We start from the raw sequence: 14,752 nt of genomic DNA on the forward strand, positions 1-14,752 counted from the left end.
GCGAACTGGTTCCAGTAGAAGATGCCGATGTTCCAGCCCGCGTTGATCCACGCGTCGGCCATGTTCACGTTGACGCCGTACGTGGGATCGTTCTCCGCGTAGTTGAACGTCTCGCGCTTGCCATTGACGACGCCGTCCTTCTGCCAGCCGTGCACGTAGATGACGGTGGGCTTGGCGGCGTTGAAGTAGGGATTGTAGACGCCGGGGACCGCCTTCTGGGACGCGTTGCTCAGCCCGTACCAGTAGATACCGAAGTCCAGCGTGCGGCAGTCGAAGGGCACGGCCGCGTGCGCGTCAGAGGGAATGCCCCCGCCGAGCATCACGCCCACGGCGGCCAGGGCCGACAGCAGATGGCTCTTCTTCATAGGATTTCCTTTCGTGCGGACGGCCGGGAATGGACCGTCCGAGGCAGGGGGGCAATAGTTCAATCAGTGAAAATAGTAAATGTGGCAAAACGTGAATTTATTCCCACCCTGTGCGTCTGGGATTGCCCACTGCGAGAATTTCCAATCACTGACGAAACGCTGACGCGGCGCTGACGAAGCGCTGACGGCTCTCCTGTAAATGACTCAGGGGAAGCGTGCTCGAAGCGTCTTCAAAGACAACCGGCAGCTACCCCTTGCCCTGGTCCTCGGCCTGATGGGCTCGCGGGTCAGGTGGGCGAGGCCTCGGCGTTCTGCTCCATCCGCTCGAGCGCGGAGGCATGGCCTGCGTGGCCCCTGCACGCCCCAGCCAGGAGGATGAGGAGGACCTGGCGGCGTTCGAGCTTCCGTTCTTCCAGCGCCTCGTCGTGCAGCGCTGGGCGATGGTGCTGGCCCTGACCGGGGGCGTCAAAGCTCCGAGAGGCAACTGCCCGGAGCCCCGCTCCGACAATCCCAGCGGACGTCCGCCTTGAAACGAGCCCCCGCCTGGCGGACATCAACCACGATCCGAGGGCCCAGCTGCAGTCCAGCCTCGGCGGCCTGGGCGGCGAGAGCTTCCCGAAGCCGAAGCCCACGCCGCCGCGTAGAAAAGGAAGATGCCCGGCAGCGCGATACCGGCTGGAGTGCACGAGCGCCGCGTCAGATGCCTGGTACCCGGTGAGCGGTGTAAGCAGAGTCCTGAAGGTACGAGGTCGCGTTGGAGATGATGACGCCGGTCTTGCTGCCGTCGGGGTTCGTCCATTCCGGCGTCGCCTCCAGGACTGACGCAATGCCATCCCCATCACCGTCACCCAGGTAGACGGCCACGTGCCCGTACTTCACGAGGAGATCGCCCACCTGGATGTAGGACTTGGAGATTTGCGGAATGCCATTCTTCATGTCCGTGGAGGAGGTCCAGCCGAAAGGCACTCCTGCATACTGGAACATCTTGTACACCAATCCCGAGCAGTCGAAACCTCTGACGCCAGCGGGCTGGTAGTAGTTGCCTTGACCACTGTTGCAGCTCGCACCGTAATGCCACATCGCAGTGCTGGGGGCGGCGCCGAACCGGTAGGTTCCCGCACAGGCTCCCGTGTAGACGGAGTCGAGTGCCGCGAGGCCGTAGGAGAGCGCCATCCTGACCTTGACGGAAGGCGACGTCGACACCTTGCAGTGCTGCATGTAGAACGGGATGCCATTGGCCGGGATGCCCGCGACGAGCACCCCGTTGAGGTAGTACCTGAACTCATCATTGGGCACGATGGCCACGTGGGCGATCCCGCCCACCTTCCACTCTCCGGGCCTGGCGGTGTAGCTCTCACTGGATTGCAGTCCAACCCCTGGGCGGTAGCTTTGCACCGTGGCGGTGTGAGTAGAGCCCGTCCCATTCAGCAGATTGTTGGTGATCTGGTAGACGCCTCCGTACGCGTTCACCTTGTTCCAGCAAGCCCCGGTGTGAGGATCCGTTCGGTAGAATGTGTAGTCAGCTCGAGCGGGCGGCGTGAATGCGAAACACGAAACCACGGCCGACACGGTTGCCAGCAAAGCACCTCTGCGGGATGAGAGCATTTCGGTATGGCCTTTCGTTCAATTCACGGTGAGTGGCCCTCATGAGAGGGCCGGTGCTTCCCCCTCACAGGGGGCGGCAGGTGAGATACTGCTTGTTGTCACAGTTGGAGCCGAAGCACCGGATGCCGCGGATGAAGAAGCCAGTACGGCCGATGCTGGCCACCTGGAACGGGCTGTTCTCCTCGGAATAGGTGCCGCTCGTCCACGCGCACTGGGTGGGGGCCCGGTTGGTCTCCGTGCACCGGATGCTGAGGTTGTCGCAGAAGTCCCCATGGCACTGGATGCCGGTCATCCACTCGTTGCCGGAGCAGACGCCCTCGTGAGAGCCCTCCTCCGAGAAGAAAGGCGTGGAGGAGCTGGCGCCAAACGTGAGGCCACTCACCGCCACGCAGTCGATGGCGACGTTGTCACAGAAGCGCCCGCTACAGGCGACGCCCGCCACCAGGCGGCTGTCCAGACAGTTCACCGGCGGGTACTCCTCCGACGTGTAGGCCGTCCACAACGTGCTCTGGAGCTGCTCCAGCGGGTCCGTCCCGTTGTCAGCCGGGGTCTCCCCTCCGGGTGACATGCCGCAACCCACCGCCCCGACGTGCAGGGCCACGCCCAGCACGGTGACCTCGAGGAGGGCGCGCATCGAGAGCCAGGGCTTCATGTTCAGACCTCGCGAGCAGTGGGGGCCTCCTGGCCCACACGTGTGAAAACCGGAGTTCACGAAAAGCTGGAATCACAGTGAATCAGTTCTCACGCGGAGTAAACATGTTTTTCGTTTTTCCTGGTTCAGGGCGGGGCCCCCGGCCGAGGCCGGTGCCCAGGGCGTTCCCTGGGAGCTTGTCGGAGAACCCCACCAGCAGGAGGAGGCAAAGAGCTCCGCGCGCTTCAGCTCACCGCGACCGTTCCGGGAGTGGCTGCCGGACCAGGGGCAACTGCTGCCGCGGTACGCGAGGGAGGTATTGGGGGAGGGCACTCAACGCTCCTGGCATTGCGCAGAGCGAGGGTCATGCGGAAATCTTCCCTCATGGTCACCCCTGCAAGTGCCTGGGCTCACGGGAGGATGGACTGGGCCTTCCGGGACGCCGCGGAGACCGGCAGGTAGCACTTGCCCTGGTACTCGGCCTGGGTCTCGAAGCAGGGCGGGCGCTTCTCCAGCGCCACCCAGCACCCGCCGTTGATCTCCACCTCGCCTCGCTTGGGCCGGCAGGGGGCCTTGGCCTGGTCGCGGAAGGGACCTCCGGGCATGGGATACGCGATGGCAGCCATGCTCTCGTCATCAGGACTGAGCGAGGCGGGCGCATCGAGCCGGGCCGCGGCCTCCGCGGCCACGCCATGGGCCGTGCGGGGCTCGTGCTCAGGGCCACCGCCGAGGCCGGTGATGCCCAGCCAGAGGCCCATGCCGAGTGCCACCGTAGCGAGGCCCGCGATGGCGAGCCCCCGCCGTGAGCGCATCCACCGGCGCGAGCGTCCGAGCCACCTGCGCAGCCGGCCGATGGGCTCGCGGGTCAGGTGGGCGCGGGCCTCGGCGTTCTGCTCCAACCGCTCGACCGCGGAGGCCAGCAGATCGAGCAGCTCCGCCAGGGCCGGCAGCCGGCCCGAGGCCGGGGCGTGCCCCACCTCCAGCGCGACGTAGGGAGGCGACTCGTGCGAGGAGGCGGAGATCCGCCAGTCCTCCGTGGGCTCCCAGTCCGCACCCCGGTCGGGCATGAGCACCAGGGCCGAGGCCCCGGTATTCACGTTGTGCGCCTCGTAGACACGGCCCAGGCCCGTTCCGAGCTCCTTGTGCTTGAAGCGCCTGCCGAGGTGGAACGGCCCCAGTCTTCCGCCCTTGAAGGGTGATTCGTCGGCCATGTGCGGCCTCCTTCCGCCCACCCTTCTATCACCTCGCGAAACGGGAGGCCGCACCTCATCTGGCAGGTCACCTCACGGCGGGCCCCGTCCCTGTCCTAGATGCAGTAGTACAGCATGCTGCCGATGCCCGCCCTCACGATGCAGACCGACCCATAAGGGGAGCAGACCTGCCCACTCGGGCTGCTCGGGCACGGGGCGAAGGCGTAGCACGACGGGAAGCCGAAGGTGCCGCAAGGGAAGGGCGCGTAGGTTGTCCAATGGCAGTCCTCGGTCACCGTGACGGTGGTGGAGGTGAGCGCGGCCGAGCAGGTGGTGCGGTTGCCGGCGCTGTCGACGACCATGGGCCAGGCCTTCACCACCAGGTTGCGCGGGCCGCAGGCGATGCCCGTGGTGCTGAAGTACCAGGTGCCCGTGGTGCCCACGCGCTCCTCGGTGGTGTAGAGCGTGTCACCGACGTAGTACTCCAGCCGCACCGCGTTGGCGCCCGGGGCCGTCGTCCAGGTGCCGCTCGCGGCCATCTCGCCGTTGTACGTGCTCGCCCCCGAGACGACGAGCGAGGTGACGTACAGGCCCGAGCACAGCTCCGAGCTCTGGGTGCCCAGCGTCTCCTGCTCGGACAGGACCGGGTCGGCCTCGGTTCCACCGCACGCCACCAGCAGCCCGCAGAGCACGGCGCACACGAGCGGACGAATCGCTTCACGCATCATCGGGGTCTTCCTCCGGAGACGGGAGTGGGCTCCCGTCCTGTCGTGCCGGAGTTCCACCCTGGGGTGGACGTGTCCTACGAGCTTCGCGGGATTTCCGGCCTCACTGGGTAATTCCTATATCACCGTATGAGGCCGGATTGAAACGAAAACCGATTTTCGCTGGAATCCCGGTTCAGCGCTTGCAGGGCAGGTACAGGCCGAGCTGGGCGTCCACCTGCACGTAGATGCGCAGGAAGCTGGGGTGGGGGTAGATGCCCGTCACCTCGGAGCGGAGCACCTGGCCGCGCACGCAGCCCATGTCCTCCGAGAAGCTCATCTCGGTGGACATCTTGTCCTTCACCGCGGCGAGCCGCTCGGAGATGTCCACGCGCAGCGCCTGCCGGGCCTGGTCGCGGATGGACTGGTAGTCCAGGGCGAACTTGAGCTTGAGCAGCTCGCTGGCCGTGCCCGGGGTGATCTCCAGGTCGGGCACGGAGATCTGGTTGTCGATGACGTGCGGATGGCCGGCGAAGAAGAGCTCGCCCTTCATGGGCACGGAGTAGCTGCCCACCTTGGCGTTGCCCCCGAGGTTCATCTTGATGACCACCGTGTCATCCGAGGGGTAGACCTGGGGGTTCTCCATGTACAGCTCCGGGTGCGACTCGGAGAAGTGGAGCCGGCCCTTCATGGAGGCCTCGAGCGCCTTGGACAGCTCCTCGTAGCGGGCGGCCACGGGGATGACGACCTTGAAGGGGCCGGAGGGCAGGGTGGAGACGTTCTGCAGCAGGGGCATGGCCACCTGCGTGGCCGGAGGCGGAGGCGTGCCGGCGTCCGTGCTGGTGCCTCCGTCGCCAGGCGCGGTGGCGGTGGACACGGCCGTCTGTGTCTGCATGCCCGCGTCCGGGACCGGCGTCCCACCATCCGTGCCCGTGGCGCCCGGGGTGTAGCTGGCGAACTGCGGGGTGCTCCCGGGAGCCGCCGTGGGGCTGGCCGTCTGGAGGCCCGCGTCGGTGGCCGGAGTGCCGCCGTCGGTGCTCGCGGGGCGGGTGAGGCTCGCCACCGGGGTGCATGGCAGCGTCACCGAGGGCATCACCACGATGCCGAGGTCCTTCTCGAAGCCATCCGCGAGCACGGTGGGGGCGGCCTCCAGGCTCGTCACCTTCAGCTCGGCGCAGGCGTACTGGTCCCCGCCCACGGGAATCTCGATGGGGCGGGCGAGCCGGGCGAAGGCACTGGAGAGCAGCGGGCGCACGTCGAAGCGGAACTCCTCGAGCGTCTTGCCGATGAGCTCCTTGAGCTTGGCCTCGAGGGCACGGTTGACGGCGTCCACCGGGCCGGCGGCCACCACCTGCACCTCGGTGGATTGCAGCAGTGCCTTGAAGTCCGCCGTCATGACGGGCTCGCCGGCGATGGTGACGGTGATGGGCATCTCCCGCTCGCCGAGCATGTTGAAGCGGCCATGGACGGGGACGCCCACCACCACGCGGCCGCGGTCGAACTTGATCGTCAGCGGCTCGCGCTGCCAGGTGTAGTGCAGCGTCTGGCCGGCGAAGAGCTGGGCATCGCCCTCGCCCGAGCGCGGCAGGCTCTCGGCCAGCTTCTTGAGGAGCCCCTCGCGGAAGATGGTGGTGTGGATGACGATGCGCGAGGGCGGAGGATCCGACACCGGGCGCCCACCGTTGGCGGCGGGCGGAGGCGGCTGCAGGGTCTGCGACTCGATGCGCGGGCCGGCGCAGGACACGAGGGCCAGCGACGCGAGGAGCGCGGGGAACGGACGAAAGCGCGACTGAGGCATGGCGAGGAAATACACCGCGAGTGTGGGCGCGGAGCATAGCCCAATCCGGTGGCTTTCCGCAGGGGGGAGTGGCGGTGATATTCGCGCCGTTCTGGCTGGGTCCGTGATGGTACGGTGAGGGGGGAGGCCGCACCGTTCCATCCAGCAGGGGTGAGCGCATGCTTCTTCCTGTTGCTGCGTGGTGTGGCATGGTGTTCCGGTTTTGTTCCCGCGCACGGGGGGGCACATGAGTCATCCGGCCATAGAGAACAGGACGCCGTTCGTCTTCGAGCCGCTGGCTCTCGCCGATGAGCAGATGCGTCCCTTGTTGGTGCTGGTGATCAAGGGGACCTACGCCATCGGTCCCCGAGGTTTGCAGCTGGCTGCGGAGCAGGCGCCTTTGTGCCTGGCTGGCCAGCATTGGGGTGAACCGGAGAAGTCCAGTTATCGGTACGAACCGGAGTGTGCCTTCATCAAGCTGACGACGGATGTGGTGCTGGTGGGCCACGTTCATGCCCCAGACAAGGACACGCGAGAACTGTTGTTGTCTCTGCGGGTGGGTCCCGTACAAAAACATGCGGCTGACCGGTCATCCGCTTCGAGGCATCACGGAGGGATTTCGTGGTCTCGGCTTGTATCTGCGCCTCTCCACGCACGCTCTCGCCGATCTGCTCTGGTATTCCGGTCTCCAGCAGGCCGAGCAGGGCTTCTGGCGCAATACAGCTCTCTACATGGGCCTCTCTCCCACTCGGGATGAGTCCATTGATTTCTACGATGACCTTCTGGAGGAGCAACTGGTGGAAGAAGCTGCCCGGCACGTGGGGCTCCCCATCGCTGCGAAGGACCGCGTCACCTTCTTTCAGGGGCATGCCTCCGCGCTGGTGGCCCTTCACCAGGCCGCGTCGGCCATCCAACAGGGTCATCTTGAACGCGCCATCATCTGTGGCGTCGACAGCCTGGTGGGTCCTGATGAGTTGCAGGTGCTCTACGAGCAGGAGCGGCTCAAGACACCAGCCCGGTCACGCGGTCTGATGGCGGGTGAGGCATCCGCGGCCTTCCTGGTGGAGCCGCTGTCGCTGGCATTGCGGAGACAGGCGCCGCTGCAGTGCCTGGTGGGGGCCATCGAGGTGGGACAGGAGCCCAGGCCCCGAGCGGAAGGAGGACTCCCCATGGGCCTCGAACTGTCCAAGGTTATCGATCGGAGTCTGCGCTCGTCCTCGCGAGTGGGGACCCTCTACGGTGATTTGAATGGCGAGGATTCCCGAGCGAGTGAGTGGGGCGGGGCCCGCGTACGGCTCCAGAGCAGGCATGACCTGTCCGGGGCCGTGGAACTCTGGCCCGCCACGTCTCTGGGGGACACGGGGGCCGCGAGCGGGGCCCTCTCCGTAGTGGCGGCGGCACGCTCGCTCTCCCGCGGTCATACGGCACCAGGGGAGGTGCTTGTCTGGTCCAGTGCGGACTCGGGCGAGGTTGCCTCGGCACTGCTTCGCCGCCACGAGCCTTCCAGGATGTCGTCTTCACTTCCGAAGCATTAGGGGAGGCGAATCAATGAGCGAGAACAATCCCAACAACCGGAGCCATGCGGACCAGAGGGCGCTGGTGAACCGCCATGAGCGGAACCCGGGTCCAAACCGGCCCTGCTTCTGGAAACACAACTACGGCCAGAGCAGCGACACGTGTATCCGCATCAGCCAGTCCGAGACCGACACCCATTCCTGCCACTACCAGGAGAACAGCGTCGACAAGGCAGAGGCCCACCCTGAGGTCTATAACACGCGCAAGGGCAAGGGAAACCGGCAGAAGGCCGAGGAACTGGGCTACATCCGTGGTGGCCAGGTGAACAACGACACGGAGGAGTACACCTCCGGTGCCGCACAGGTGGGTGAGCAGAAACTTCAGTCCACCCTTGCTCAGGGCAAGAGCATGGTAGATGCCTTGCGCAAGAAATTGAATTTCCTGAACGCATACCGGGGTAGGTACGGCAAGTCCCTGCACTGGCTCGTGTTGGATCCCCAGGGCTGGGACGTGGGATACAGGGCCGGTGTGAGTAGCGAGAAGTTCCGAAATGTCTATGGCGGGAACAAGAAGAATCGGAAGAGGAGCTTCGCCAACTACTTCAGTGAACTCGTGGCCCGGTTTGGACGGCGGCCCAAGAATTTCGCCATCAGGAAGAGCGTGGCCGAGCCGGGCCTCGGGCAGTGGTACCCCTATGAGCACGATCATCATCACCTGCTGCCGGTGAGCGCCTTCCAGCAGTATGTGCTGAACAAGCAGACGAACAACGGCATCGACTACATGAAGCGGGCTGCGGTCGTCATGAAGTCCACCTGGAATATCCACCACCAGGAGAACATGATGATGCTGCCTCGAGAGGTATTCGTGGCGCGCATCCTGGATCTCCCAGCGCACATCCCCTGGCAATCCGGTGCCGACCACAAGGGCTACTCGCTCACATTTGAGAAGCGGTTGGACCAGGTGCGGGCCCGAATCGATCGGGCCCTCGCCATCGAGAACAAGCGGGAGCGGCACGAAGCAGTCACCAAGGCCGCGAACGACATCAAAAGCATGCTGGAGGCCATGTCGCGCAAGGCACGACAGAACCTTCTGGACGATGGCTTCTTTGTGATTGAATCGTGAGGAGACACTCCTCTCCGAGAGGGAAAAATGGCCCACGGGTACCTGTCGATCTACCTCAACACTGATCGGCGCAACGCGATCATCAAGGACATCGGCGAGCGGGTCGCCAAGAGCTGGGAGCTCACCGAGGGCACTGTCCTGAAGGACTCCCTCCCCGAGTCCACGACGTTCTCCCTCTCGCAGGATAGCGGGGATATTCTGTGTGACTTCATCCCCAACATCAGCTCGGTGCTCGTCATCTCCTCACGGGCGAGGGAGGTGCTCGAGGCGCAGGGCCTTCGCCAGGAAATGGAGTACCTGCCCATCACCGTGCTGGACAGGCGCGGACGGCCCACCAAGAGCCGGTATTATCTGGCCAACGTCTTGCGCAAGGTTGCCTGCATGGACCGCGAAAAATCCGAGTTCGTTCCGGGCAGCGATGAAGAGATCCTGGTAGTCGAGCGGCTCAAGCTCCAGGAGGAGCTCATCCCGCCCGAGACGCGTCTCTTCCGTCTGGGGGAGTGCCCCGAGGTCATCATCATCCGCTCCGATCTGTTGCAGCACATCCAGGCCGAGAATCTCACCGGGCTCGTGGTGCGCGAGCAGGGAGAGGACATCTATTGAAGCCGCGGACGTCAGTGTCCTCGCGGGAGGAATGATGAGCATCCGGGAGCTCGAATTCACCGTCAGCAACCTGAGCCAGATCCTCGCGCTGCGGCTCGAAGCGCTGCGCAAGAGCGGGGCGGTGGATGCCAACAAGATCCTCCAACTCGCGAGCGACTACCGGCGGCTGGGGTGCGGATTGTTGCTATCCTCCTACGATGTCGAAGGATTCTGTGGCCACCTCTTCCTCGCGGCGGATGCATACCTCCAACTGCTGGAGCGCAAGTCCGTGAGTCCTGGGCTCGATCCGTACTACCTGGCTCGGAGCCGGGCCCAACCCCTGCTCGACGCGCTCGCCCTCGGCGACATGACTCTGGCCGGGCGCATTGGCGAGCGGATGGAGCCCCGGTGGGCAGAAGGCATGGAGTACGAGGAGGACTTCTGCTTCTTCGAGCTCCTCCCGCTCCTGGCCTCGTCCACGGGCAGCGAGGAGCGCGCGTTGAAATGCCTGGAGCGTATGGAGCGGGCGCTCGAAGGGGTGGCGTACCCCCGCTATGAGGCTGTGGCAGCCCTGGTGCACAGGGATCCGGAGCGCTTCGAGGCCGCGCTGTTGGCTTTGTGTGAGGAGTGGCAGTCCCAGGTCCGTCTGCAGCGGCAGTCGGGGTTGGGAGATCATGTCTTCCTGCTCACCGAGGCCAACGTCTTCATTGAGGGCCTCGCTCTCGTGAGGCTGGCCAGTGGCAGGGGAATGCCCACCCGGTCTCAGTACCCCTTGATTCCTCCCGTCGTCCTGGCTGGGCGGCCACGGCCCCATGCCCGCGTGATGCTCTGGGGGTAGAATGGCGGAAACCCAACCGGTGCCGGAGGTGGCTCCATGGCCAATACAGTCGGTGTGAACAAGATGTCCGTGGTGACGAAGGACAGCAACGGCACCACGGTGGCCTTCCCGGATGTCTGCAAGACGCCCACCCCAGGCGGGCCGGTGCCCATTCCCTATCCCAACGTCGCGCGCTCGTCGGATACCGCCAAGGGCAGCAAGACGGTGACGGTCGAGGGAAACCCGGTGTGCGTCAAGGACTCGAATTTCAGCACCAGCACCGGCGACGAGGCGGGCACGGCGGGTGGTGGTGTGGCCTCGAGCAAGACCCAGGGCAAAGCGGAGTTCGTCAACTACTCCTTCGATGTGAAGGTGGAGGGCAAGAACGTCGCCCGCGCCTTCGATTTGATGCTCCACAACGACAAGAACACTCCGCCCTTTCCCGTGATGCAGCCACCGGTGATCGCCCCGGGAAAGGAGAAGGAGAAGCCGGAGTGCCTCGTGTGTGAAGAGGACTACGAAGGCTGAGCACGGGCTTCAGGCGAACCTGGCGGAAAAGCGTGAGACAAGATTTGCTGCCGAGATGGGATGTCTACGAGGAGCACCTGGACGAGGCTGCTTTCTTGTGGGGGCAATGGGAACGGGCCCTGGTCGCTCCTGACTTCAATGTGGAGGAAACCTCTGGCCCTGAGGCGCGACTGCTGGCTCATGTCGAGGGGCTCGCGGAAGCGGGTGCTCCCGTCGCGGAGCGCCTGTTGCGGCCCGCGCTCGAGTCCGACGAGCCGGAGCGGCTCTCCTCAGCCGCTCTGGCCCTGCTCGCCAGTCACGAGGCCAGCGCCATGGAGGACCTGCTCCAGGTGCTGAAAAAGGGCGAGCCCGGTTCGCGTGCACCCATCCAGAGAGCACTGGAGGTATGGACGTGGCAGGCGTGTGCCGAGCGCATGGATATCCTCCTGGCGTCTCCCGAGCCCGTCCTCCAGGCGTTGGCGCTGGAGGTGCTGGCTTTCCATGATGTGGTGCCCCCCTCCGAGGTGCTGGACAGGATGCTCGTGCACGAGGAGGCGGCCGTGCGCGTGGCCGCTTGGCGATGTGCTCGTCTCCAAGAGGGCGGAGTCCGGCCAGCGGTGCTGTCTGCCTCGCTCAATTCCGTTCATCCGGCCGTCAGAATGGCCGCGATTAGAACCGGGCTCCTTCAGGGCTCGCGTGCCGCATGGGAGGCCTGCAAGGAGATGGCCTCCGCTCAGGAGATGGGCCGTGCGGAGGCGTGGGTGCTCCTGGCTCTCGGAGGTGGCGACGGAGAGCTTCAAATGTTGCTGAGTGCTCTCGAGATACCGTCGCAACGTCCTGGTGTCCTCTGGGCATTGGGGTTCAGTGGGCGTGTCGATGCCGCGGAGGCCTGCCTCGGGTTGATGTTCGAGGCGCCAGTTGCGGCACTGGCAGCGGAAGCCTTCTCCTCCATCACAGGTCTGGCCATTCAAGGCCCCTATGCGGCGCCCAGCTCGGATGACACTGAGTCCGCGCTTCCTCCGATTGAGGAGGATCTCGATGCGGATCTTTCACTGAAACCCGAAGCCTCCCTGGCCGTTCCAGCGATCGACGCTGTCTCCACCTGGTGGCAGCAAGCTCGTAAGGGCTTCGCGCGAAGCGAGCGATATCTCCATGGGCAGCCGTTCGACGTGGAGCTGCTGTTGAATGCGATCGAGCGCGGACCCATGCGACGTCGCCACGTGCTGGCGCTTGAATTGGCCATTCGCAGCAGGGGCACGTGTCGTGTCCAGACAAGGGCGTTCACCCGCCGCCAACGGGTTGAAATGGGGCGGCTTCGTGCCGCTCCCTCCATCCCAATGGTGCGGCAGCCCCTCTCGCAGATGCTCAGGTAATGGGTGTGGCGCTCATGTTCAATCCACCGAGCGGGGACGACCGAGTAACTCCAGGGGCGCACTTTCGCGTCCTCCCGTGATTATCAGCAGGCGAAGCAGCCCTCGCCGCAGGGGCGGGCCACTCTGCTTGAGGTGTTCGCAGCATCTGGCTCACCGCTGACAGCCTTACCTTCTCCCTTCCGGGGCGAGTTGGAAAAAATCGACGGGAAGAAGCGGGCAGGCATGCTCGTTGGAGCAGGGATTTTCCGTATTCACCCCAGTCTGGAGGCATCTCCTTCATGCGTCAGTTTCTCTTCGCCAGCGCGGGCGTGGCCGCGCTCGTGTCCGCCGGGTGCGCGACGACCAGCCAGGAGGTCCGCGAGGCGGCTCCCTCCGCTCCGGCCGCCCAGGGCGCCCCCGCCGCCCCGAGCGCCCCGGCCGAGGCCGCCCCGGTGCGGAACCCGCTGCTGGTCCCATGGACCGGTCCGTACGGCGGGGTCCCCCCGTTCGACAAGGTCCGCGTCGAGCACTTCAAGCCCGCGCTCGAGGCCGCCATGGAGGAGTTCCGCCAGGAGATCGCCGCCATCGCCAACGAGCCGGCCGCGCCCACCTTCGAGAACACCATCGCCGCGATGGAGTCCGCCGGGAAGACGCTCGACGACGTGGAGACGCTCTATGGCATCTGGGGCTCGACGCTGAGCGGGCCGGAGCTCCAGGCCATCCAGCGCGAGATGGCGCCGAAGCTGGCCGCCTTCTCGGATGAGATCACCCAGAACGAGAAGCTCTTCCGGCGCATCGAGGCCGTCTACCAGTCGCCCGAGAAGGCGAAGCTGACGCCCGAGCAGCAGCGCCTGACGTGGCTGCGCTACACCCACTTCGTCCGCGCGGGCGCGAAGCTCGACGCCGAGGCGAAGAAGCGCCTGGCCGGCATCAACCAGCGCCTCGCCTCGCTCTACACCAGCTTCAGCCAGAACGTGCTGGCGGACGAGGAGAACTACGTCGTCGTCCTCGAGTCGGAAGCGGATCTCGCGGGCCTGCCCGACTCCGTGCGCGCCGGTGCGGCCGCCGCGGCCGAGTCGCGTGGCATGAAGGGCAAGTGGGCCGTCACCAACACGCGCTCCTCCATGGAGCCGTTCCTGACGTACTCGGCCCGGAGGGAGCTGCGCGAGAAGGTCTGGCGCAACTACGTCAACCGCGGGGACAACGGCGACGCCCGCGACAACAACCAGATCATCACCGAGGTGCTCCAGCTGCGCGCCGAGCGCGCGAAGCTGCTGGGCTACCCGACGCACGCCCACTGGCGGCTCGAGAACGCCATGGCGAAGACGCCCGAGCGCGCCATGCAGCTGATGGAGGCGGTGTGGACGCCCGCCGTCGCCCGCGCCCGCGAGGAGGTCGCCGACATGCAGGCGATCGCCAACAAGGAAGGCGCGAAGCTGAAGATCGAGCCCTGGGACTACCGCTACTACGCGGAGAAGGTCCGCAAGGCGAAGTACGACCTGGACCAGAACGAGGTGAAGCCGTACCTGCAGCTGGAGAAGCTGCGCGAGGGCATGTTCTGGGTTGCGGGCGAGCTGTTCGGCTTCTCGTTCACGCCGGTGAACGACGTGCCCGTGTACCACCCGGACGTGCGCGTCTGGGAGGTGAAGGACAAGGCGAGCGGCAAGCACGTGGGCCTGTGGTACTTCGACCCGTACGCGCGGCCGGGGAAGCGCTCCGGCGCGTGGATGAACGCCTACCGCAACCAGGAGCGGTTCAAGGGTGAGGTCAGCACCATCGTCTCCAACAACTCCAACTTCGTGAAGGGCGCGCCGGGCGAGCCCGTGCTCATCAGCTGGAGCGACGCGGAGACGCTGTTCCACGAGTTCGGCCACGCCCTGCACGGCCTGAACTCCAACGTGACGTACCCGACGCTCTCGGGCACGGCGGTGGCGCGGGACTACGTGGAGTTCCCCTCGCAGTTGCTGGAGCACTGGCTCTCCACGCCCGAGGTGCTGAACACGTACGCGCTGCACTCCCAGACGGGCAAGCCCATCCCCGCGGCGCTGGTGGCGAAGATCGAGAAGGCCTCCACCTTCAACGAGGGCTTCGCCACGGTGGAGTACCTGTCGAGCGCGCTGATCGACATGAAGCTGCACCTCGCGGGCAGCCAGAAGATCGATCCGGACGCGTTCGAGCGCGACACGCTGGGAGCGCTCGGCATGCCCAAGGAGATCGTCATGCGGCACCGCACGCCGCAGTTCGGCCACGTGTTCGCGGGGGACGGGTACTCGGCGGGCTACTACAGCTACCTGTGGTCGGACACGCTCACGGCGGATGCCTTCGAGGCCTTCACCGAGGGCAAGGGCCCCTACGACCGGACGGTGGCCGAGCGCCTGCGCGAGAACGTCTTCTCCGTGGGCAACACGGTGGACCCGGCCGAGGCCTACCGGAGCTTCCGCGGCAAGGACGCCGGCATCGACGCGCTGATGCGCAAGCGCGGCTTCCCGGTCCCGGGCGCGGCGCGGAAGAAGCCGGCGAAGTGAGCTGAGCCGGGCTGTTGTCTCCGGGGCCGGAAGCCGCTGCGCGCCAGTGGCTTCCGGCCC

General features: G+C 65.7%; 15 protein-coding genes. 9 read left to right on the plus strand and 6 right to left on the minus strand.

The window, feature by feature from the left end:
* Positions 1-365 (minus strand): hypothetical protein (locus AC16DP_RS26705; RefSeq protein ID WP_483956884.1); only part of this gene is annotated, 365 nt, incomplete at its 3' end.
* Between the two features lie 347 nt (positions 366-712).
* Between AC16DP_RS26705 and AC16DP_RS26710 the strand changes: the two genes are divergently transcribed.
* The gene (locus AC16DP_RS26710; RefSeq protein WP_329732494.1) at positions 713-895 is read left to right on the plus strand and encodes a hypothetical protein; all 183 of its coding nucleotides are present in this window, start codon (positions 713-715) and stop codon (positions 893-895) included.
* A 166-nt stretch (positions 896-1,061) separates the two neighbouring features.
* Here AC16DP_RS26710 and AC16DP_RS26715 read toward each other — a convergent pair whose 3' ends face one another.
* The 5 genes from AC16DP_RS26715 to AC16DP_RS26735 all read right to left on the minus strand — a co-directional run bounded on the left by AC16DP_RS26715 (position 1,062) and on the right by AC16DP_RS26735 (position 6,293).
* Entirely contained in the window at positions 1,062-1,835 is a 774-nt protein-coding gene (locus AC16DP_RS26715; RefSeq protein WP_329732495.1) for an NlpC/P60 family protein, read from the minus strand.
* Positions 1,836-2,034: 199 nt separating this feature from the next.
* Positions 2,035-2,622, minus strand: a complete 588-nt coding sequence (locus tag AC16DP_RS26720; protein WP_329732496.1) for a hypothetical protein — start codon at positions 2,620-2,622, stop codon at positions 2,035-2,037.
* A 389-nt stretch (positions 2,623-3,011) separates the two neighbouring features.
* Positions 3,012-3,812, minus strand: coding sequence for a hypothetical protein (locus tag AC16DP_RS26725; RefSeq protein WP_329732497.1), 801 nt, complete (start codon positions 3,810-3,812; stop codon positions 3,012-3,014).
* 95 nt (positions 3,813-3,907) lie between these two features.
* Positions 3,908-4,519 carry a hypothetical protein gene (locus AC16DP_RS26730; protein ID WP_329732498.1) on the minus strand — a complete coding sequence of 204 codons (612 nt, stop codon included), beginning with the start codon at positions 4,517-4,519 and terminating at the stop codon, positions 3,908-3,910.
* 172 nt (positions 4,520-4,691) lie between these two features.
* Positions 4,692-6,293: a DUF4403 family protein gene (locus AC16DP_RS26735; RefSeq protein ID WP_329732499.1), complete on the minus strand. Its 1,602-nt coding sequence runs from the start codon at positions 6,291-6,293 to the stop codon at positions 4,692-4,694.
* Positions 6,294-6,588: 295 nt separating this feature from the next.
* Here AC16DP_RS26735 and AC16DP_RS26740 point away from each other — a divergent pair, with 295 nt between their 5' ends.
* The 8 genes from AC16DP_RS26740 (at position 6,589) to AC16DP_RS26775 (ending at position 14,692) form a co-directional block, all read left to right on the plus strand.
* Complete coding sequence (locus AC16DP_RS26740; protein ID WP_414640786.1) at positions 6,589-7,029, plus strand: DUF2169 domain-containing protein; 441 nt, start codon at positions 6,589-6,591, stop codon at positions 7,027-7,029.
* Positions 6,911-7,807: a beta-ketoacyl synthase N-terminal-like domain-containing protein gene (locus tag AC16DP_RS26745; protein ID WP_414640787.1), complete on the plus strand. Its 897-nt coding sequence runs from the start codon at positions 6,911-6,913 to the stop codon at positions 7,805-7,807. Before AC16DP_RS26740 ends, AC16DP_RS26745 begins: the two co-directional genes overlap by 119 nt.
* Before the next feature lie 13 nt (positions 7,808-7,820).
* Positions 7,821-8,909 carry a hypothetical protein gene (locus tag AC16DP_RS26750; protein WP_329732501.1) on the plus strand — a complete coding sequence of 363 codons (1,089 nt, stop codon included), beginning with the start codon at positions 7,821-7,823 and terminating at the stop codon, positions 8,907-8,909.
* Positions 8,910-8,936: 27 nt separating this feature from the next.
* Complete coding sequence (locus AC16DP_RS26755) at positions 8,937-9,512, plus strand: imm11 family protein (protein ID WP_329732502.1); 576 nt, start codon at positions 8,937-8,939, stop codon at positions 9,510-9,512.
* A gap of 31 nt (positions 9,513-9,543) precedes the next feature.
* Positions 9,544-10,329: an Imm49 family immunity protein gene (locus AC16DP_RS26760; protein WP_329732503.1), complete on the plus strand. Its 786-nt coding sequence runs from the start codon at positions 9,544-9,546 to the stop codon at positions 10,327-10,329.
* A gap of 36 nt (positions 10,330-10,365) precedes the next feature.
* On the plus strand, positions 10,366-10,836 hold the full coding sequence (locus AC16DP_RS26765) for a DUF4150 domain-containing protein (protein WP_329732504.1): 471 nt from the start codon (positions 10,366-10,368) through the stop codon (positions 10,834-10,836).
* A gap of 32 nt (positions 10,837-10,868) precedes the next feature.
* Positions 10,869-12,188, plus strand: coding sequence for a TIGR02270 family protein (locus AC16DP_RS26770; protein ID WP_329732505.1), 1,320 nt, complete (start codon positions 10,869-10,871; stop codon positions 12,186-12,188).
* 278 nt (positions 12,189-12,466) lie between these two features.
* A complete protein-coding gene (locus AC16DP_RS26775; protein WP_329732506.1) occupies positions 12,467-14,692 on the plus strand; it encodes a M3 family metallopeptidase in 2,226 nt (741 codons plus the stop codon).
* Positions 14,693-14,752: the final 60 nt, after the last annotated feature.

It is taken from the genome of Archangium sp., assembly GCF_057119385.1.

What these genes read in the sequence shown, in the direction of transcription:
- AC16DP_RS26720 (WP_329732496.1), bottom strand. Translation starts at nt 2,622, where the DNA reads ATGAAGCCCTGGCTCTCGATGCGCGCCCTCCTCGAGGTCACCGTGCTG.
- AC16DP_RS26725 (WP_329732497.1), bottom strand. Translation starts at nt 3,812, where the DNA reads ATGGCCGACGAATCACCCTTCAAGGGCGGAAGACTGGGGCCGTTCCAC.
- AC16DP_RS26730 (WP_329732498.1), bottom strand. Translation starts at nt 4,519, where the DNA reads ATGATGCGTGAAGCGATTCGTCCGCTCGTGTGCGCCGTGCTCTGCGGG.
- AC16DP_RS26735 (WP_329732499.1), bottom strand. Translation starts at nt 6,293, where the DNA reads ATGCCTCAGTCGCGCTTTCGTCCGTTCCCCGCGCTCCTCGCGTCGCTG.
- AC16DP_RS26740 (WP_414640786.1), top strand. Translation starts at nt 6,589, where the DNA reads ATGCGTCCCTTGTTGGTGCTGGTGATCAAGGGGACCTACGCCATCGGT.
- AC16DP_RS26750 (WP_329732501.1), top strand. Translation starts at nt 7,821, where the DNA reads ATGAGCGAGAACAATCCCAACAACCGGAGCCATGCGGACCAGAGGGCG.
- AC16DP_RS26755 (WP_329732502.1), top strand. Translation starts at nt 8,937, where the DNA reads ATGGCCCACGGGTACCTGTCGATCTACCTCAACACTGATCGGCGCAAC.
- AC16DP_RS26760 (WP_329732503.1), top strand. Translation starts at nt 9,544, where the DNA reads ATGATGAGCATCCGGGAGCTCGAATTCACCGTCAGCAACCTGAGCCAG.
- AC16DP_RS26765 (WP_329732504.1), top strand. Translation starts at nt 10,366, where the DNA reads ATGGCCAATACAGTCGGTGTGAACAAGATGTCCGTGGTGACGAAGGAC.
- AC16DP_RS26775 (WP_329732506.1), top strand. Translation starts at nt 12,467, where the DNA reads ATGCGTCAGTTTCTCTTCGCCAGCGCGGGCGTGGCCGCGCTCGTGTCC.